The sequence below is a fragment of the Nitrosomonas sp. genome (assembly GCF_019752095.1).
In the GTDB taxonomy this organism is placed as follows: domain Bacteria; phylum Pseudomonadota; class Gammaproteobacteria; order Burkholderiales; family Nitrosomonadaceae; genus Nitrosomonas.
Window position 1 is genome coordinate 15267 of the sequence record NZ_JAIEMO010000005.1, and the last position, 16666, is coordinate 31932.

The 16666-nt window shown below is 45.2% G+C and carries 17 protein-coding genes; 5 read left to right on the forward strand and 12 right to left on the reverse strand.

Features of this window, described 5'->3' with window-relative positions:
* Positions 1-120: 120 nt before the first annotated feature.
* The 4 genes from ggt to K2Q13_RS02335 form a co-directional block, all read right to left on the reverse strand.
* The gene (ggt, locus tag K2Q13_RS02320; RefSeq protein ID WP_292919044.1) at positions 121-1869 is read right to left on the reverse strand and encodes a gamma-glutamyltransferase; all 1749 of its coding nucleotides are present in this window, start codon (positions 1867-1869) and stop codon (positions 121-123) included.
* Between the two features lie 294 nt (positions 1870-2163).
* Positions 2164-3654 carry a tyrosinase family protein gene (locus K2Q13_RS02325; protein WP_292919045.1) on the reverse strand — a complete coding sequence of 497 codons (1491 nt, stop codon included), beginning with the start codon at positions 3652-3654 and terminating at the stop codon, positions 2164-2166.
* Between the two features lie 32 nt (positions 3655-3686).
* Complete coding sequence (locus K2Q13_RS02330) at positions 3687-3902, reverse strand: hypothetical protein (protein WP_292919046.1); 216 nt, start codon at positions 3900-3902, stop codon at positions 3687-3689.
* 122 nt (positions 3903-4024) lie between these two features.
* Entirely contained in the window at positions 4025-4501 is a 477-nt protein-coding gene (locus K2Q13_RS02335) for a hypothetical protein (RefSeq protein ID WP_292919047.1), read from the reverse strand.
* A gap of 273 nt (positions 4502-4774) precedes the next feature.
* On the opposite strand from K2Q13_RS02335, the gene K2Q13_RS02340 reads away from it, so the two are divergent.
* Positions 4775-5248, forward strand: coding sequence for a BON domain-containing protein (locus tag K2Q13_RS02340; RefSeq protein ID WP_292919048.1), 474 nt, complete (start codon positions 4775-4777; stop codon positions 5246-5248).
* Positions 5249-5258: 10 nt separating this feature from the next.
* A complete protein-coding gene (locus K2Q13_RS02345; RefSeq protein ID WP_292919049.1) occupies positions 5259-6401 on the forward strand; it encodes a DUF1207 domain-containing protein in 1143 nt (380 codons plus the stop codon).
* A gap of 189 nt (positions 6402-6590) precedes the next feature.
* On the opposite strand, the gene K2Q13_RS02350 is transcribed toward K2Q13_RS02345, so the two are convergent.
* A complete protein-coding gene (locus tag K2Q13_RS02350; protein ID WP_292919050.1) occupies positions 6591-7556 on the reverse strand; it encodes a methyltransferase domain-containing protein in 966 nt (321 codons plus the stop codon).
* A gap of 549 nt (positions 7557-8105) precedes the next feature.
* Between K2Q13_RS02350 and K2Q13_RS02355 the strand changes: the two genes are divergently transcribed.
* Entirely contained in the window at positions 8106-9353 is a 1248-nt protein-coding gene (locus K2Q13_RS02355) for a D-alanyl-D-alanine carboxypeptidase (protein ID WP_292919051.1), read from the forward strand.
* A 150-nt stretch (positions 9354-9503) separates the two neighbouring features.
* Here the strand turns inward: K2Q13_RS02355 and K2Q13_RS02360 are convergent, their stop codons facing one another.
* From K2Q13_RS02360 to K2Q13_RS02390, 7 genes are all read right to left on the reverse strand, one after another.
* Positions 9504-10175: an ATP-binding cassette domain-containing protein gene (locus K2Q13_RS02360; RefSeq protein ID WP_292919052.1), complete on the reverse strand. Its 672-nt coding sequence runs from the start codon at positions 10173-10175 to the stop codon at positions 9504-9506.
* Positions 10175-11344 carry an ABC transporter permease DevC gene (gene devC, locus K2Q13_RS02365; RefSeq protein ID WP_292919053.1) on the reverse strand — a complete coding sequence of 390 codons (1170 nt, stop codon included), beginning with the start codon at positions 11342-11344 and terminating at the stop codon, positions 10175-10177. The genes K2Q13_RS02360 and devC overlap by 1 nt, the downstream gene beginning before the upstream one ends.
* Positions 11341-12240, reverse strand: coding sequence for an efflux RND transporter periplasmic adaptor subunit (locus K2Q13_RS02370; RefSeq protein WP_292919054.1), 900 nt, complete (start codon positions 12238-12240; stop codon positions 11341-11343). Before K2Q13_RS02370 ends, devC begins: the two co-directional genes overlap by 4 nt.
* A gap of 205 nt (positions 12241-12445) precedes the next feature.
* The gene (gene trmB / locus K2Q13_RS02375) at positions 12446-13111 is read right to left on the reverse strand and encodes a tRNA (guanosine(46)-N7)-methyltransferase TrmB (RefSeq protein ID WP_292919055.1); all 666 of its coding nucleotides are present in this window, start codon (positions 13109-13111) and stop codon (positions 12446-12448) included.
* A gap of 32 nt (positions 13112-13143) precedes the next feature.
* On the reverse strand, positions 13144-13968 hold the full coding sequence (locus K2Q13_RS02380; protein ID WP_292919056.1) for a thiazole synthase: 825 nt from the start codon (positions 13966-13968) through the stop codon (positions 13144-13146).
* Positions 13969-14009: 41 nt separating this feature from the next.
* Entirely contained in the window at positions 14010-14213 is a 204-nt protein-coding gene (thiS, locus tag K2Q13_RS02385; protein WP_292919057.1) for a sulfur carrier protein ThiS, read from the reverse strand.
* 106 nt (positions 14214-14319) lie between these two features.
* On the reverse strand, positions 14320-15267 hold the full coding sequence (locus K2Q13_RS02390; RefSeq protein WP_292919058.1) for a LysR family transcriptional regulator: 948 nt from the start codon (positions 15265-15267) through the stop codon (positions 14320-14322).
* Between the two features lie 126 nt (positions 15268-15393).
* On the opposite strand from K2Q13_RS02390, the gene K2Q13_RS02395 reads away from it, so the two are divergent.
* Both K2Q13_RS02395 and K2Q13_RS02400 read left to right on the forward strand, forming a co-directional pair.
* Positions 15394-16260: a pirin family protein gene (locus tag K2Q13_RS02395; RefSeq protein ID WP_292919059.1), complete on the forward strand. Its 867-nt coding sequence runs from the start codon at positions 15394-15396 to the stop codon at positions 16258-16260.
* 22 nt (positions 16261-16282) lie between these two features.
* Entirely contained in the window at positions 16283-16663 is a 381-nt protein-coding gene (locus K2Q13_RS02400) for a DoxX family protein (RefSeq protein ID WP_292919060.1), read from the forward strand.
* Positions 16664-16666: the final 3 nt, after the last annotated feature.

Consider the following 16666-nt stretch of genomic DNA (forward strand, 5'->3'; position numbering starts at 1 on the left):
AAACAACACACTATTTTGCTCGTATGGCGTTTTGCTGTGGTTGCTCGGGCACTTCACGTTGAGGGAATCGAGCCTGTTTCATCGGCTACTATCTTTGATTTTTTTGTTGTCAGCAGTTAATTAAAAACCACTAATTTCACCCTCACGACGAGGATCTGCACCGCCTTCGAGTCCATTTTTTGCGTCGATAAGAACCACGTGCAAGCCGCTGGTTTGATCTTTTAGCGTAATGTGGTGGCCTTGTCCGCGCAGTCGTGTCAGTGTTGATTCATCGGCGCGACCGCGTTCCATCTCCACACCATATCCCATGGCAACAAGATGTCCGTCGGCAATGGCTTCGGCTGCAGGTAATTTCTTGGCCAAAATGCGATAAAGACTGCCAGCAACATAATTGATAATCCTTGTACCGCCGGGGCTGCCAATCGCCAATAGCGCTCTGCCATCTTTAAAAACAATCGTTGGTGCCATTGATGAACGCGGGCGCTTACCAGGCTGAACGCGATTAGCGATCAGCGATCCATCGATAGTCTTTGGCGTAAAGGAGAAATCAGTAAGCTGATTGTTCAATAAAAAGCCGCCGACCATGATTCGCGAACCGAAGGCGGTTTCAATACTGCTGGTCATACTCACCACATTACCTTCGGTGTCGACAATGCTCAGATGCGTGGTGGAAGGAAGTTCTGGTGAATTGCTGCTAAGGCGAGGTTCGGCGCCTGGCGGTAAGCCGGCATTCACGGTGCCAAGTATCGTGTTGTTACTGATCAACTTCGCGCGTTGCTGAAGATAATCGCGATTGATCATGCCTTGCGTAGGTACACTGACAAAAGCAGGATCTCCCACATAGGCGTTACGGTCAGCAAATGCCAGCTTGGAGGCCTCAATAAAGCCGTGCTGCCAGTCGGCACGTTCGCCATAGTGGATTTCGTAAGCCTCCAACAGACCAAGAATCGCCAGTACCGTGATACCTCCGGAAGATGGCGGTGGGGCGCCGCAAATACGGTACATCTGGAACTGCCCGCAAACGGCCTCGCGCTTTTCCGGTTGATACGCGGCCATATCCGAGAAACTGAGGTGACCGGCTCGGTTGGGATCATGATTCACCGCCTGGACGATCTGTTTAGCCAACTCGCCCCGATAAAAATCGGCGGCACCAAGGGTGGCAAGCCGTCGTAGCGTTTGTGCGTAGGCCGGATTTTTCAGCAGACTCCCTTCAGCCTTGGGTTGCCAATCTGTTTCAGTCTGGCTGTAAAAATAATTACGGATTTGCGGATTCACCGCCACTTTAGGCATGCGGCTGAGCAAAATATGCAATCGTTCAGAAATGGCAAAACCTTGTTCCGCTAGGGCTATAGCGGGCTGGAATAAATCTGCCCATGGCAGCTTGCCATGCTCCTTGTGGCTGGCCTCCAGCATTGCTAAAACACCAGGCACACCTACCGAATGACCGCCAATAACAGCACTAAAGAAATCCATTGGCTCGCCATCGGCATTCAAGTAATGAGCCTCTGACACTGATGCAGGCGCAGTTTCCCGGCCATCCCAGGCGACCAGTTCGCCATCTCTTGCTCGCCAATGCAGCATAAATGCACCTCCGCCAATTCCCGAGGACTGTGGTTCGACAAGACCCAGCACCAATTGCGCGGCAATGGTGGCATCAACCGCGGAGCCGCCCTGGCGTAGAATCTTAGCAGCAGCCCGGCTGGCGTGTGGATTGGCAGTGACAGCCATCGCTTTACTGTAGTTGCCCGACTTGATCGCGCCAAAGCCACTGGCAGCCTCGGGCGCAATGATGGGGTCGCTGGCATGAGCTAATACGCCGTAAAGACACAGAACAGAAAAATACAGCGGTTTTATACCCAACCAGCGCATTCCATTTCTCCGGAAAGATCAAACGCGTAGAGTGCCACTTCCTGCTACGAGAAGTAAAGTGAGGTAAGCTGAATTGAAAGAATTAGACACGATTGATAATTAAAGTTTACTCAAAACTTCTGAATACATTGATGTCTGTTGGTGTCAGTTTTTGAATGAAAAACTGCAAACTAATCTACGATATAGAATTGCTTCTGCAATATGCTTCAATACAAGCAGATTTAATCTGCTTGTATTGAATTGTGATTTTACCGCAATCCAGATCCCCAATATTCTTACTTGTCTATTTGAGTATCAACCTCGAGTTACGCGGATGGTATAGGGTCCTGTGCCAATAGGCGAATAGTGTCTTACACGGACGAAATATTCTCCAGGTGCGAGCTGGCTACGGATCAGAGCATTGAAGGAAACTCCTTCATCGTCATCGCTGGCAATTACCGGTATCTGGCTATTCGGCCCATGCAAACTCATAAAGGTATCCGTCGTTCCACTCGTCTGGATGGTGTAGATGGCATCAGTAGTTATATTAAATCGGTACACATCGCTTTCGTTTGCTGCAGAAATAGTCGCATTGATACTTGCGCCATCCACAACGAGCTCGGGGATAGGGATTGGAGCGGGGTCGGGGCTAGAACTATCGGATCGAACGGCAACTGCATAATTTCCTGTTGTGCTCGGACTATAAAGTCGAATACGCAGAAAGTAGGTTCCTGCCGAGAGATTCCGTGTAATTTGTGAATTAAAATTTTCACCTGCATCATCGTCAGATGTTACTTCAATATTCGGATCATTGGGGCCAAAGAGCGTCATAAAAGTATCGGATGCCCCGGTGGTGTACATGGTGTGAGGGCCGAAGGATGGGATTTCGAACCGGAAGACGTCAGTTTCTCCCGGTGTTCCGATATCAGCCGGTGTTGGATTAGCTCCGACAACAATGAGCGGCATTTGTGGCTGAGGCTGAGGAGCGACGCCGTCATATACAATACCCAAGACTGCACTGTTTAAAACATCGATAGGTCGCGATCCGATTGGCCCTGAAGGAGTATTATTCATTGGGTCGGTCAAATTCTGTCCAAAAGGACCGCCGTTTGCTGGCAGATAGCCTTGATTCGGGAAGCGTATTTGCCATTCATGCCAGATCTTATCCACCATACAATGATGCATAAAGAACACCGGATCATTCGGAGAGGTCATCGGCAGCATAGAGCCACCGACCCAGACATGCCCACGATTGTGAAGATTAGGGCCGATCCATCCTTCCACTTGATTACGGAAGCTTGGATTGCTGTTTATGTTCCATGAAGGCATATCATAAGGCGTGACAGCCATGACTTGATCAATTTCAGTTTGAGTGGGTAAGGTTGGCGATCCATTTTGACCAAAAGCACGCATGAGTGGACCAGCCGGCAATCCGCTGGAATTGATGACTGTCCATTGGCCGGTGCGGAATGGCCCGGTCTGAACGACTCCGCCTGCATCTCCATTTCCCCCCAGTAGGTCGTCGTCCCACATGGAGGCATTAGCTCCTCCCGAGGGCCAATTCCAGTAGGGTATCCCGAGATTTGAATTACCTGAGACGCGCTGAAGTTCTAACTCGAGATCAAAAATAAAACGGCGGTGCCAGGGCAGGAAGGCAGGACATCGATGAATAGCGCTCATAATTGCGTTTGCATGCCTGAGAACAAATTGATCATAGATGCCTTCTGCTTTTAAAGCTTGAATGGCGGTAACGAATTCTGTTCGTTCGGCAGTAGTCAGGGTATTTGCATCTTTTCTGATAGCCATGAGAATTTCCTCCTTCTCTCAGTCTGTTTGAGTTACTCTTTTACATGGGAAAATTCGACAGTATGTTGGACGATTGCCCGAGCCAGTTCCAATAACGAATCATATTGGGTATAGGGCAGATATTTTGAAGAAAACTTGTTTTTTGCCCGATCATGCTGGTAATCAATTTCCTTTCCATTGATGAACAGGTTGATATCATCTTTTATCTCGATTTCGCAATCTTCAAAGGTTTCTTTATAATTTGCCATGTTGTGAACTCCTTATTTTGGATAATGAAAATTTATCTGTCCTTTATAAAAAAAGAATTTTTACTGTGTTAACCCCTACATTTTTTGAAAAGTCCTTTAATAAATAGTATCGTCTTCCTTCGTTATTCAGTCACCTCGCACTGCAGTTTCGAAGTGGATATATCTTCGGTATGACGCCCGCGTCCATGAGTCACAGTAGATAGGTCAACAAAGTATCCATCCAGCTTATCGTAATTTAAATTTGCAAACCCCAGCGTCCTCGGAAAATCTGAAATCGCACCTTTCGATTCTTTTGTCGTAGTAGCCAAGAGTTCTAAGCTTATAGTTCCTTTAGAATAGGATGCCTCATATTTTCCTGATTTTGTTATATTCTCAACCATAAAGCATCCCTCATAACGAGCCTTCAGTTTAAAAGTGCCTGCTTTCGAAATGACCAGCATTCCAGAATGAAGCGTCGGTATCCCTGTGCAATTATTTGTATTAGCTGAGCTAATGTTACAATTCATGTTTTTTAAATTGAAAGATTCCTGTGACATTGCCGCAGGATTTTCCTGAATGAATATCGAGATACCCATGAGAATCATAGCAATTGGTTTCATGGCACCTTTCCTAAGATCTGGACATTTGATTACCGATCCTGAAACTCATTTTCCTCTTTGCTTTTAGATTTGACAACACTAGGCTTACAAGTGCTGTATAAATTAAAAAATTATAGACTGATCATTATTACTGATGCTTATGTGCGACAGCGAACAGATCACTGTTAATTCGCTCGTTAGAATTCAAATTAATATGTGCTTGATAAACTACCTATAATTTCAATAGAATATAAATTCAGCTGGTAGGCTGAAATAAAAAATTAAGGAGAATTTATGATAATTGCAGATAAACGCAAACAAAACATTTTAATTAAGAGAATTATTATGACCGCTGGTTTGGTTGCTCTTTTTGGTTTGGCAGGTTGCCAGCAAGAGGGAACAGTGGAGAAAATGGGAGAAAATATTGATCGCTCAGTTGAAAATGCCGAACAAAAAATGGAGCAAATTACAGAGCAAGTCGGTAAAGAGGTTAGCGAAGCACGTAATTCGATAGCGGATCAGGTCGAAGAAAGTATTCAGTACCTTGATGACTCGGTTATTACTTCAAATGTGCAGGCAGCAATTGTGAATGATCCATTGCTTGAGCTATCCGACATTATAGTGACCACAGTTAATGGCACGGTGCAACTGAGTGGCATGGTTGATTCCCAGGAGCTGATTGATAGGGCAGAAGAAGTGGCTTATTCCCAGAAAGATGTGAAGTCTGTAGAAAACAATCTGATTGTCAAAGTCGCTTTGCCTGAATAAAGCAACAATAATGATTTTTTTGCGATTCATCGCCTTGGTTGGGATTATGCTGTCTAATGCAGCTGTAGCACAGACAACACCTCCGAATGACGCCTATATTGCTGGCTACGCAACCAGTATGTTACGGTATAAATTGAATTTGGATATTTCATCTCTTACTGTGCAAAATGGAGTCATCATTTTGCCGGAAGATAGTTTAAATATTTCTGATCAATTACGCGTGGTGCAGATGCTATCGGAAATTCCCGGAGTTAATCAGGTTAAAATAGCCCAAATTACAACGGAACTACCAATTGCTACGGCTCCTTCACAGCCCATCCAGCAATTCGCTGACCAAACGGTAGCGATAACGAACACTGATCCCACATTGTTGCCGACAGGCTTGTTGCCTAGTGGTCATTTATTTAAACCATTATTGGCGGATCCTCGCTGGGCTCATTTTTCGGCTTCTTACCGTCATTTCGTAAATGATAATTTTGAGGGAAGAGACATCGGTGCAGTTAGCTTTGGTGAAACGATACCATTTTATCGCGGGAATTTTGGACGTTCACTGGTTCAGTGGGAAGCCGGGCTTCAGGCTGGAGTTTTTAGTGATTTTAATTTAGGCGCTCCATCTGCAGATCTCATTAATACAGATTTTATTGCCTCAGCATATTCAAGCGTACGTGCAAAGCAATTTTCAGCGTTTGGTCGGATTTATCATCAAAGCTCGCATCTGGGTGACGAATTCTTGCTGCGCCAATTAAACTCTGAATTTGAACGCATTAATTTAAGTTATGAGGGTGCTGATCTCAGGTTATCCTATGAATTTCCTTATGGAGTACGCTTATATGGTGGAGGCGGTGGTTTATTTCATAAAGAGCCATCCTCGCTCAAAGTGTGGATGACACAATATGGCATTGAGTTTCGTAGCCCTTGGCGCCTGGATTTTGCACCTGTTCGTCCTATCATTGCAGCTGACTTCAAGAATTTTCAGGAAAATAACTGGAACACTGATGTTTCAGCGAGGGTGGGCGTTGAATTCGATAATTTACAAGTGCTCGGTCGGAAATTACAGATACTCCTGGAATACTTTAATGGTAATTCCCCAAGTGGGCAGTTTCTAAGAAATAATGTGGAATACATTGGGGTAGGGGCACATTATCATTTCTGATTTGTATCGAGGTGTTAATAAGAATCCTATCAAAATGCCATAATTACTTAAATAGCAATTGTGATTGCCTTGGAAAGCTGCAATTGTTCTCAATCTGCACTAATCCTCAAGTCTGTTCTAATACACTACGAATAATCCATGAGCCGCATTTGCGGCTCATGGATTATTTGCGCGCGATGTGCTCACTGATTATAGGCCACTGGCTTGACTGGGAATAGTTGACTGAAAATCTGATGAATAATTTAAAGCTTCGAGCGCTAATTGTGAAACTGGGGTCTGCTTACTTACCAGGCTAATTTCCAGTGAATCAGACAACGCATTCAGGGGAGCTCCGCCCTGATAACGGAAACGAATAGAAATCAGGTCGCCAGCGGATACCGAAAGTGGTTTGGGTAATGGAAGAATGATGTATTGGGTGTGCCAATCGATGGTGCTGCCCGTAAGCATATTAATGGCCAGTATATTTTTAGTAATGAGCCGTAACGCATTGAGTTGACCATTCTGAGCAAGGGTGATCTCTCCATCCCAATGACAAGTTTGATCAAATGGTTCAGCATAAGCCAGTAATTGAAATACTTCAGGGTCTGCGAGGCTTTTGCTTCTTTCCTGTATTGCGCAGGGATCTTGAAATAATATCGTGGGCGCGTTGAAACCTTCAAAATGGAAGTTTTGTTCTATCGGTTGAATAGCCTGAATACTGGCTTCTGGCACGAAGATAGGTAATGTGCTACCAAATTTTTCTAAGTAACGCTTTTTAAATGAATCAATTACAGGCATCTGTTTCTCGCGTAATAAGCCCGTGTGCAGCATTTCGCAGATAACGACATCGACAGGTTCCGGCGGCAAGTAATGCAGCGCATCAGCTTGGATCACTTCGACTTTGTCTCCGTTTGTGTTTTGCGCAAGAAGGCTGCGGGCAGCATCTGCCAGTTCTGGATTGCGTTCTACGCAAAAAACCTTCTGTGCTTTCTGAGCAGCAAAAAAGGATTGCACGCCAGTTCCGCCACCAAGCTCCAGAACCTTTGCGCCGGGTTTGACTACCAAATTAATCGCCTCTTTAAAGCCTTTCATTCGGATATTGTCGTTTAGCATATTATGATGGTAATGCAATGGAATGAATTGGCCGAGTTCCAAGCTCTCAAATTTATTTTGCATAAAGATTCCTGAGTTTTAGCGTTATCGGTTGAAAATGAGTTGCCGGAAAGTGATAGCAATGATCATGCCAATCTATGGCAAGCTATATGCTGACTGCAGAAGAGTCTTTTTGTTTTGTTTTTTATATCGGTTGAACGGCAAGGCCGGCAAATTTTGCCGTTTGCGATAGAGTTTTTTATTTCTGGAAGATAGGAGAGCGCGTGATAAATTGCGATCAATTGAAATTTTGATATTCTCGAGAATCGCCAGAAAACAGGAAATAAAGCTTGTAGTCGTGTGACTATTTTTATCTAGCTGAATCTGGGTTGATAAAATGCTTTGTAGATAAGGGGGAAATATGCTATTTATTGTTCACTTTGAGAAAAAATAATGGCTTTACAATACGAATATATTAAGAAAAATAACTGAACTTATTTTTCTGTTAACTATATAAGCATTGACGATTGTAAATATAACTACAGAAATGATGAAAAAAACTGATGAGAAATACAAGAAGGGAAGAAAATATCATTGCATGTTGGTCGCCATCAATCCAAAAAGGGTGATTTTATGTTGACTTTGAAACGCGATATCACTGCAGGGATGTATGTTTTTGTTGTATTTTTGTTGTTGCTAATTCTGTCAGGTTCCGCACTGGCTAATCCTCGTTATTCATCTATTGTCATTGATGCTGATACGGGTGCGGTGCTGCATGAATCCAGCGCTGATGCGAGTCGTTATCCGGCTTCTTTGACAAAGATGATGACGCTTTACATGTTGTTTGAAGCAATGGAACAACGCAAGATGACAGTGGATACGCGCATGCCAGTATCAACTCATGCAGCGGGAATGCCACAAACTAATATTGGACTCCGCACAGGGGATAGCATTAGTGTGCGTGAAGCAATTCCTGCGTTGATAGTACGTTCGGCCAACGATGTGGCGGCAGTGGTCGCGGAGGCGCTTGGCAAAACTGAAGCCAATTTTGGCCGTATGATGACCGATAAGGCACGTAAACTGGGTATGCGTTCAACCACATTCCGCAATGCTTCCGGTTTGCCGAATAGCGAGCAAAAAACTACAGCGCGCGATATGGTGATCCTATCAACCCGGCTGATGAAGGATTTTCCTAAGTATTATCATTATTTTTCTACACAATCATTCAGTTATAAAAGTATTACTTATAACAGTCACAATCGTATGGTGCGAAACACCGCAGGTGTGGATGGCTTGAAAACTGGCTTTATCCGCGCTTCTGGATTTAATGTGGCCACTTCTGCCAGACGTGGCAATCGTCGTGTAGTTGCCGTGGTGATGGGAGGAAACACTGCCGCCACTCGCGATCAACACATGGCACGGTTAATCGACCGCAGTTTTAATCAAGGAAACCACTTAGCCCAGGTGGAGAAAAATAACAAAAACATCAGTGACGTAGCGGTCACAGTCGCAAAAGCGAATGCGCCTACTCCTGCATTGAAGCCATATCCAGAGCAACAGAAAGTGCCTGAACCTATCGTTAAACACTATGTTTTCCCACCGGTAGCCAGCGCACAACCGGTGCAACCGCAAAAAGTTGCATTGCAGACGAATGGCGATTGGGCTGTGCAAGTTGGTTCTTATCATGAACCCGATCGAGCTCGTGCGCATGCTCAAGCGGTTGCCCGCTGGATACCAGGCGAAATAGCGGTATCCGAAGTGGAAATCAGTAACCGCAGACTGTATCGGGCGAGACTGGTGGGATTGCAGGAAGATCAAGCGCGCAGCGCATGCCAAAGTTTAACGCGACAAGGAATCGGATGCTTGGTGGTGCGCTCTTGATCTAGTAGTGAATCGCAGCTTTAGTCAAATCATTCGGAATGAAAAATTTAAATCAATCAGCGCATTAATCTTAGATTTTTTATTAGGAAGCTACTTTAAGTCTAGACCATTAGAATGAGTCGTTAAGAATAATATTTGGTAACTTTCCTTCTACTTAATCATCCCATCTTCTAATTCGACCACTCGATCAGCAATATCCAGAATGCGGTAATCGTGCGTCACCAACAAAATGGTGGTTTGTGATTCCTTGGCTAAGCGTTTCACGAGGCTGACGGCTTCGTAGCCGCTTTGCTTATCCAATGAAGCTGTGGGTTCATCAGCTAGGATAATTTTAGGTTGTCCGACCAGTGCTCTGGCGATGGAAACGCGCTGTCGCTGCCCACCGTAAAGCTGATCTGGTTTGTAATTCAGCCGATCGCTAAGTCCCACGGCGATCAGCATTTCTGCAGCTCGGTCATATCTTTGCTGTTCAGTCATCGTGGTGTTAATCTCTAAGGTCATGCAGACGTTTTGCAACGCAGTAAGGGATTTAAGCAAATTGTGCTGCTGAAAAATGTAGCCAATCTGTTGGCGAGTTTTTACTTTAATCTGTTCATTGCTATTAATAAACTGGTGCCCCAGCACCTTCACACTACCGTGTAAAGCCTGACGCAGGCCACCGATAATGGTAAGAAAGGTTGTTTTGCCCGAACCGGAAGGCCCGGTTATCAGAACTATTTCACCTTCTTCAAGCGAAATTGTCACGTCCTTTAGCACCGGCTGCGTTAAAGCACCACTACCAAAACTAAAATTTAGATGATCAACTTCAATGACGTTTGACATCAGAACATGTCGGCTGGATCGGCGTCTTTTAACTTGCGTATGGCGAGTAACCCAGCCATAAAGCACATAGAAAGGATAAACATAAACACGGTGATGACTTTACTGATAAGCATCGGCATAGGCATGTACATTTGTGATTCCGCCAAGTTGTATAATCCCAGAGAAAGCAGATAACCGGGAATAAATCCCAACACTGCCAGAAAGGATGCTGAAGCAAATACCACACGGACAAAATAACCCTGTTCGTATCCCATGGCTTTCAATGTGGCAAACTCATTGCGATGATTGGCAATGTCGGTAAAAAGAATCTGATAGACAATGACCAAGCCAACAACCCAGCCCATAACGGTACCAAAACCAAAAATGAACCCTATCGGCGCCGTATTGGCCCAGTAATCCTTCTCGTGACGCAACAATTCTTCATAAGTAAACACATTGACGAATTCATTGAGATGGCTTTTAAGCTCGGCTTGTACATGTTCGACCGATGCTCCAGGATTTAGCCTAATCATTCCCATGTCGATATCATCGAGATTTCTTCTGGGAAAAATACGCATGAAATTCAAGTCGCTGGTTATCACGTTACCATCGGCGGCAAAAGACACGCCCAGCTGGAACAATCCGATAATAGTGACTTTATAGTCATTGATTTCTGTCATATTCCGGCCTGCTTCCAACAACTGACGGACCGGCCCGAATTCAGGGCGCGAGTATTCGTCGAATAGTACCGTATCTTTCAGTCTTAATTCGACATGCCTGTTTCTGGCCGAATCGACATTGAATATCAGGGAATCCGGATCGAAGCCATAGACCATCAAGGTTCGCTTAGCCTGAGTTTGAATATTTTTAAGCGGCGCGAGCCCCAGATACAACGGATAAGCTTCAGCAACTGCAGGGTTTCCCAGTACACGCATAAGTTCACTGCGTTTAAATTGAATGGGGCGCCACATGGCTTCGCTTTGCTTGTGCATCAAAAACAAATCGCCATCCAGTTTTAATGGAGCAGAAGCTGCGCTGGCGTATAACGTATCTTTGAATCCCAGTTGCATGAACACCAGTACGCAAGCAAACAATACACCGCAAATAGCCGCTACCAGTTTAGTTCGATCAAAAACAAGCTGCCGCCAAGCCAGGCGGGCGGGAAAATACAGCCAGCCAAACCGGTTCACGGAATTATCCGCACCTTAACTTGGCGAAAAATTTGGTGCCGTAAGTCAGCCGCCGCTTCAGGTTCCAAGGTAAGCCGCACTTCGATAATGCGATTGTCCCGGTCCGCCAATGGATCGGTATCGTTCAAATCATTCTTCCTGACTTGGAAACCCAGTTCCCTGACCTGTGCGTTGTAACTTCGTTTGAAACCGGTAGCTGTGATACATCCTTGCTGACCTATTTCCACTTGTGGCAATTCTGATTCATAGACTTCTGCAACCACATCGAGCTGGGATAAATCTGCCATTTCCAACAGTCCGTTATCACCGATTCGCTCGCCAGGTCGAGTGAATATTTTCATGATCGTGCCGGTGATCGGTGCGTAGATCAGCGTATTTTCCAGCTCTGCTTGAGCAACATTCAGTTCGGATTGCGCACGTGCAATTTCAGCCGATAATCGTTTAAGGTTCGCCGCAGATTGCTCAAATGCCAGCTGTTTAGCATCCGCAAGGGAGATGCTGACCGCAGAGCTTAATTCAAGTGATTGATGACGTACATGTTCTCTTTTGTTAAAAGCTAGCGTGGTCTGCTCCAGGTCTCGTTGCGCTTCGAATACCTTGATTCGCATTTTAGCTGCTTCAACTTCAGCTTTTCTCTTAACGTGTTCCGAGAGAATGGCTAATTTCTCTCCTGCTTTGGCTGAGTTGGTTTCCTGAAAAAACAGTCGTTCCACGCGAGCTCCTTCGGGGCCCGCATTATGAGACACTTTTATTATCCGTGAGCGCGGCTCTATTCGACCCAATGCACCAATTCCCTGTTGTGCATCTAACCGACAGGACATTTCGCCAAGTGCGCTGGAGCACATAACAGCGAATATGCCCATGCTGAAAAGTAAAGAACTGGTTTTAGAGACCATGAACATTTCTCAGATAAAAATATTAGATGGTGATTTTCATTGTTTTTGCCATGTCGCGTGTACATAGTCATAGAACATCAGCAGAATTGCTATTTTGGTAAGCATCTATTGTAGCTGATGCTAAGGCATATTTTCGTGGGTTAACTTTCTGCCTAAGAACAAAAATCGCACAGGATATATTCTACTGAATGCTGCAATAGGGAATTCAGCTTTTCAGAAATATCAAATCCCAAACGCCATACCCGAGTTTGAGTCCTCTTTGTTCGAACTTAGTCAGTGGCCGGTATTCCGGGCGTGGTGCATAATCAGTTGCGGTATTGATGAGCTGTGGTTCCTGGTCCAAGACGTGCAGAATTTGTACGGCGTAATCTTCCCAATCGGTGGCTACATGAATATATCCTCCTGATTTCAAATGTGCACTTAGACGGGAGACCAGAGCAGGCTGGATTAATCTTCGCTTATGATGTCTGGCTTTTGGCCAGGGATCGGGAAAAAAGATGTGAATGCCATCTAAGCATTCGGCGTGGAGCATGTGTTGAAAAACTTCTACGGCATCATGCTGAATGATGCGTAAGTTTGTCAATTCTAGTTGTTCGATTTGATTCAGCAGACTACCTACACCAGGCGTATGCACTTCAATGCCGAGATAATCATTTTTAGGGTGCGCCTGTGCAATCGTTGCGGTGCTTTCTCCCATGCCGAATCCAATTTCCAAAACTTTAGGCGATTGGCGGCCAAAAATATGGTTCAGATCCAATAAGTTTTCGCTGAATGGAATGCCATACCGCGGCAGCAATGTCTCACATGCGCGACGTTGTGCATTAGATAAGCGTCCTTGACGAAGAACAAAGCTGCGAATGGTTTGTTGCATAGGCTGATGGATTGGCGGCAGCGGGTCTTAGATTAGCGGGGTTTGTTGCTTGCCGATCTTTTTGTGATTTTTTCTGTTTGAGCGATGACGCCTTCCGGGGGCGAACTGGGACTGGCGCTGTAGAGTTTTTTTGCCATGCGTCCGGCCAGATAAGCTTCGCGTCCGGCTTCAACAGCTTTGCGCATGGCGGATGCCATTAATATCGGGCTTTTGGCTGCGGCAATGGCTGTGTTCATCAGCACGCCATCGCAACCGAGTTCCATCGCAATCGTGGCATCGGATGCTGTGCCGACACCGGCATCGACCAACACCGGGATTTTTGCATTGTCGATGATAATCTGCAGATTCCACGGATTCAGAATGCCCATGCCGGAGCCAATTAATGAAGCCAGCGGCATCACGGCGACGCAACCCATGTCCTCCAATTGTTTGGCAATGATCGGATCATCCGAGGTATACACCATCACCTGGAAATCTTCCTTGATCAGGATTTCTGCGGCTTTGAGAGTTTCCACCATGTTCGGATACAGTGTTTTCGGATCGCCCAGCACTTCCAGTTTGACCAGGCTGTGACCATCCAGTAATTCACGCGCCAGACGCAGTGTACGCACTGCATCATCAAGGGTATAACAGCCCGCCGTGTTGGGTAATAAAGTGTATTGGGAGGGGGGCAAAACTTCCAGCAGATTCGGTTCGTTAGCATTTTGCCCGATATTCGTGCGCCGGATCGCGACCGTGATGATTTCTGCGCCGCTGGCTTCAACGGCTGCGCGCGTTTCGTTGAAGTCTTTGTATTTGCCTGTGCCAACTAGTAAGCGGGAGGTGTACGTTTTACCGGCAATAACTAAGTTATCCATGAAATTCTTTTTGTATTAAAGGTTATTTGTAAAAATGATGTCTAACCGCCACCGACAGCCACAACCACCTCCAACTGATCACCATGAATCAGCAGTTGTTCAGAGAATTGACTGCGCGGAATAATTTCGCCATTGCGCTCAATAGCAATGCGTTTACCGTGCAATGCAAGATGGTCAACCAGCTGCGTTACGTTAATCGGTGATTCAAATTGTTGCGGTTGTCCATTAATGGTGAGCTGTATCATTGAAGATGAACTGTGATTGATTAGTGTATTGAGTTGAAGAAATCGATTTTCTTGTTGGTGTTAATTTTATCATGCAAGAATAGGTAATCTGGGTAAATTATAGGTCTTACTTAATAGAATTTTCAGATGCGTTGTTTAAATTCTTCAAACACAAATCCCAATAGGGTAATCCTTCAAATCGCTTGATTAAAAATTCTACAAACGCTCTAACTCGCTGAGAAAGATGGCGAGTTTGTGGGTAAATAGCATAGGCGGCGAGTGGTGAAGGTTTGTACTCAGTCAATAGTGGTTTCAACGCACCGCTTTCAATTTCTTTATGCAAGATAAATGTGGGCATTAGTATGATACCCAAGCCGTCAACAGCAGCATCGCGAAGAAATTCACCATTGCTGGCTTTTAAGTAGGGCATTATTTTGGTTTTGACCAGCTGACCTTGGGTATCGTACAAGTTCCAGTTTTCGAAATTACTGATCAAGTTGTAAACCAGACATCGGTGACTAATAAGTTCTTCCGGCGATTGTGGTTCACCCATGTGTTCGAGATATGCCGGGCTCGCGCACATAATGGCTTGAATAGGAGCAAGACGGCGCGCGATCAGACTGGAGTCTGATAAGCTGGCAATGCGAATAGCCAGATCAAAGCCTTCGGTCAATATATCGACCTGTCGATCATTAAAATCCAAATCAAATGTAATTTCCGGGTGGGCTTGCACAAACTCGTTGATAGCAGGCCCCAAGTGCATCAACCCAAAACTCAACGGTAGAGCAATTTTTAGGCTGCCTCTTAAAGCGCCGTAAAATTGCGAAGTGGCATATTCGGCTTCGAGAATGTCTGCAAGTATACGTACGGATTGTTGATAAAAAGCACGCCCGCTATCGGTCAAATTCATTTGCCGCGTTGTGCGATGAAACAATTCCACACCGAGGTGTTCCTCAAGTTCTTTTAAACGTCGGCTAACCATTGACTTTGCCACATCCATGCGATCTGCAGCAGCGCTAATGCTGCCGGCTTCAACAACGCGCACAAACGCATTCATATTTTCAAATCGATTCATTTCTAATTGATTGTTGCTGATACAGGAACAGTAATTTCTAATTATGACTATTTATTCTTATTACAGCAACGATGATAATGCTCCCTGAGCTATGACCTAACAATTTTTACCGAAAAGGAGAAAATAATGGATGCAATCATGAATTCTTCACGAATAATCCCGGCAGTGGCCGTGCCGGAAGGTGCCGGTGTTACCGTGTACCGCACGATCGGCACTCCAGTGCTGCGCGATTACGATCCGTTCCTGCTCCTGGATCATATCAGCAGTAATAATCCGGATGATTACAGTGCCGGATTCCCGGCTCATCCGCATCGCGGGTTCACTACATTTACGTATATTATTAATGGCCATATGGCACATCAGGATAATATGGGCAATAGTGGTGACTTGGGACCCGGTACTGCCCAGTGGATGAAAGCTGCCAGTGGCGTTATCCATTCCGAAATGCCAAAGCAAGAAAATGGTTTGTTGCGCGGATTTCAATTGTGGATCAACCTGCCTGCAGCCAATAAAATGGATCATCCTGAATATCAGGAATATTCCGCAGAAGCTTTTCCTGTCGTGGAGAACCCCGATTATACGCTGAAAGTTTTGATCGGACGCTTTGCCGATACACAAGCGCCGATTGTGGATAACCTCACGGAGGTGACTTATTTTGACGTACAAGTAAAACCTGGAAAGGGTTTTCAGCATCACTTGCCAATCGACAATAATAGTTTGCTTTATGTATTTGAAGGAGACGGGAAGCTCAATGAACAAATTGTACCGCTGCATTCCCTTGTTACCCTGAATACTGATGATCATTCATTTAACTTTATTGCAGGAAAAAAAGGGGCGCGATTGATCGTCATCAGCGGTAAACCGATTCATGAGCCGATTGCCCGATATGGCCCGTTTGTGATGAATACCCGGGAGCAAATTGATCAGGCAATGCAAGATTTTCAAACGAATAATTTTGTGCGTGATCGTGCCTGGATCAAGCGCGATCATTGAAATCAATAACAAGGAGATACAAATGGATAAAATCAGTCAATTAGTTGCGCGAATATTCCTTGGACAGATCTTTTTGATTTCTGGCCTGCTCAAGATCAGTGGATACGAAGGCACGCAAGGCTATATGGATGCGATGGGGGTACCGGGCATGTTATTGCCGCTGGTGATAGCTCTTGAAGTATTGGGTGGCTTAGCCATTGTGCTGGGCTGGCAAACTAAGCTGGCATCGATGATATTGGCTGCGTTTACTCTCGTGGCTGCGGTAATTTTTCACAATAACATTTCCGATCAAATCCAGATGATCATGTTTATGAAAAACATTGCTATAACTGGCGGACTCATGTTGCTGATGGTTCATGGTGCAGGTGCGTATAGCGTTGATAGTCGCCGAATTAAATCATAGATG

Coding starts and splice junctions, on each gene's coding strand:
- K2Q13_RS02355 (WP_292919051.1), top strand. CDS start 8,106: ATGTTGACTTTGAAACGCGATATCACTGCAGGGATGTATGTTTTTGTT.
- K2Q13_RS02335 (WP_292919047.1), bottom strand. CDS start 4,501: ATGAAACCAATTGCTATGATTCTCATGGGTATCTCGATATTCATTCAG.
- K2Q13_RS02400 (WP_292919060.1), top strand. CDS start 16,283: ATGGATAAAATCAGTCAATTAGTTGCGCGAATATTCCTTGGACAGATC.
- K2Q13_RS02380 (WP_292919056.1), bottom strand. CDS start 13,968: ATGGATAACTTAGTTATTGCCGGTAAAACGTACACCTCCCGCTTACTA.
- K2Q13_RS02345 (WP_292919049.1), top strand. CDS start 5,259: ATGATTTTTTTGCGATTCATCGCCTTGGTTGGGATTATGCTGTCTAAT.
- K2Q13_RS02370 (WP_292919054.1), bottom strand. CDS start 12,240: ATGGTCTCTAAAACCAGTTCTTTACTTTTCAGCATGGGCATATTCGCT.
- K2Q13_RS02350 (WP_292919050.1), bottom strand. CDS start 7,556: ATGCAAAATAAATTTGAGAGCTTGGAACTCGGCCAATTCATTCCATTG.
- ggt (WP_292919044.1), bottom strand. CDS start 1,869: ATGCGCTGGTTGGGTATAAAACCGCTGTATTTTTCTGTTCTGTGTCTT.
- thiS (WP_292919057.1), bottom strand. CDS start 14,213: ATGATACAGCTCACCATTAATGGACAACCGCAACAATTTGAATCACCG.
- K2Q13_RS02395 (WP_292919059.1), top strand. CDS start 15,394: ATGGATGCAATCATGAATTCTTCACGAATAATCCCGGCAGTGGCCGTG.
- K2Q13_RS02390 (WP_292919058.1), bottom strand. CDS start 15,267: ATGAATCGATTTGAAAATATGAATGCGTTTGTGCGCGTTGTTGAAGCC.
- K2Q13_RS02325 (WP_292919045.1), bottom strand. CDS start 3,654: ATGGCTATCAGAAAAGATGCAAATACCCTGACTACTGCCGAACGAACA.
- trmB (WP_292919055.1), bottom strand. CDS start 13,111: ATGCAACAAACCATTCGCAGCTTTGTTCTTCGTCAAGGACGCTTATCT.
- K2Q13_RS02340 (WP_292919048.1), top strand. CDS start 4,775: ATGATAATTGCAGATAAACGCAAACAAAACATTTTAATTAAGAGAATT.
- K2Q13_RS02330 (WP_292919046.1), bottom strand. CDS start 3,902: ATGGCAAATTATAAAGAAACCTTTGAAGATTGCGAAATCGAGATAAAA.
- K2Q13_RS02360 (WP_292919052.1), bottom strand. CDS start 10,175: ATGTCAAACGTCATTGAAGTTGATCATCTAAATTTTAGTTTTGGTAGT.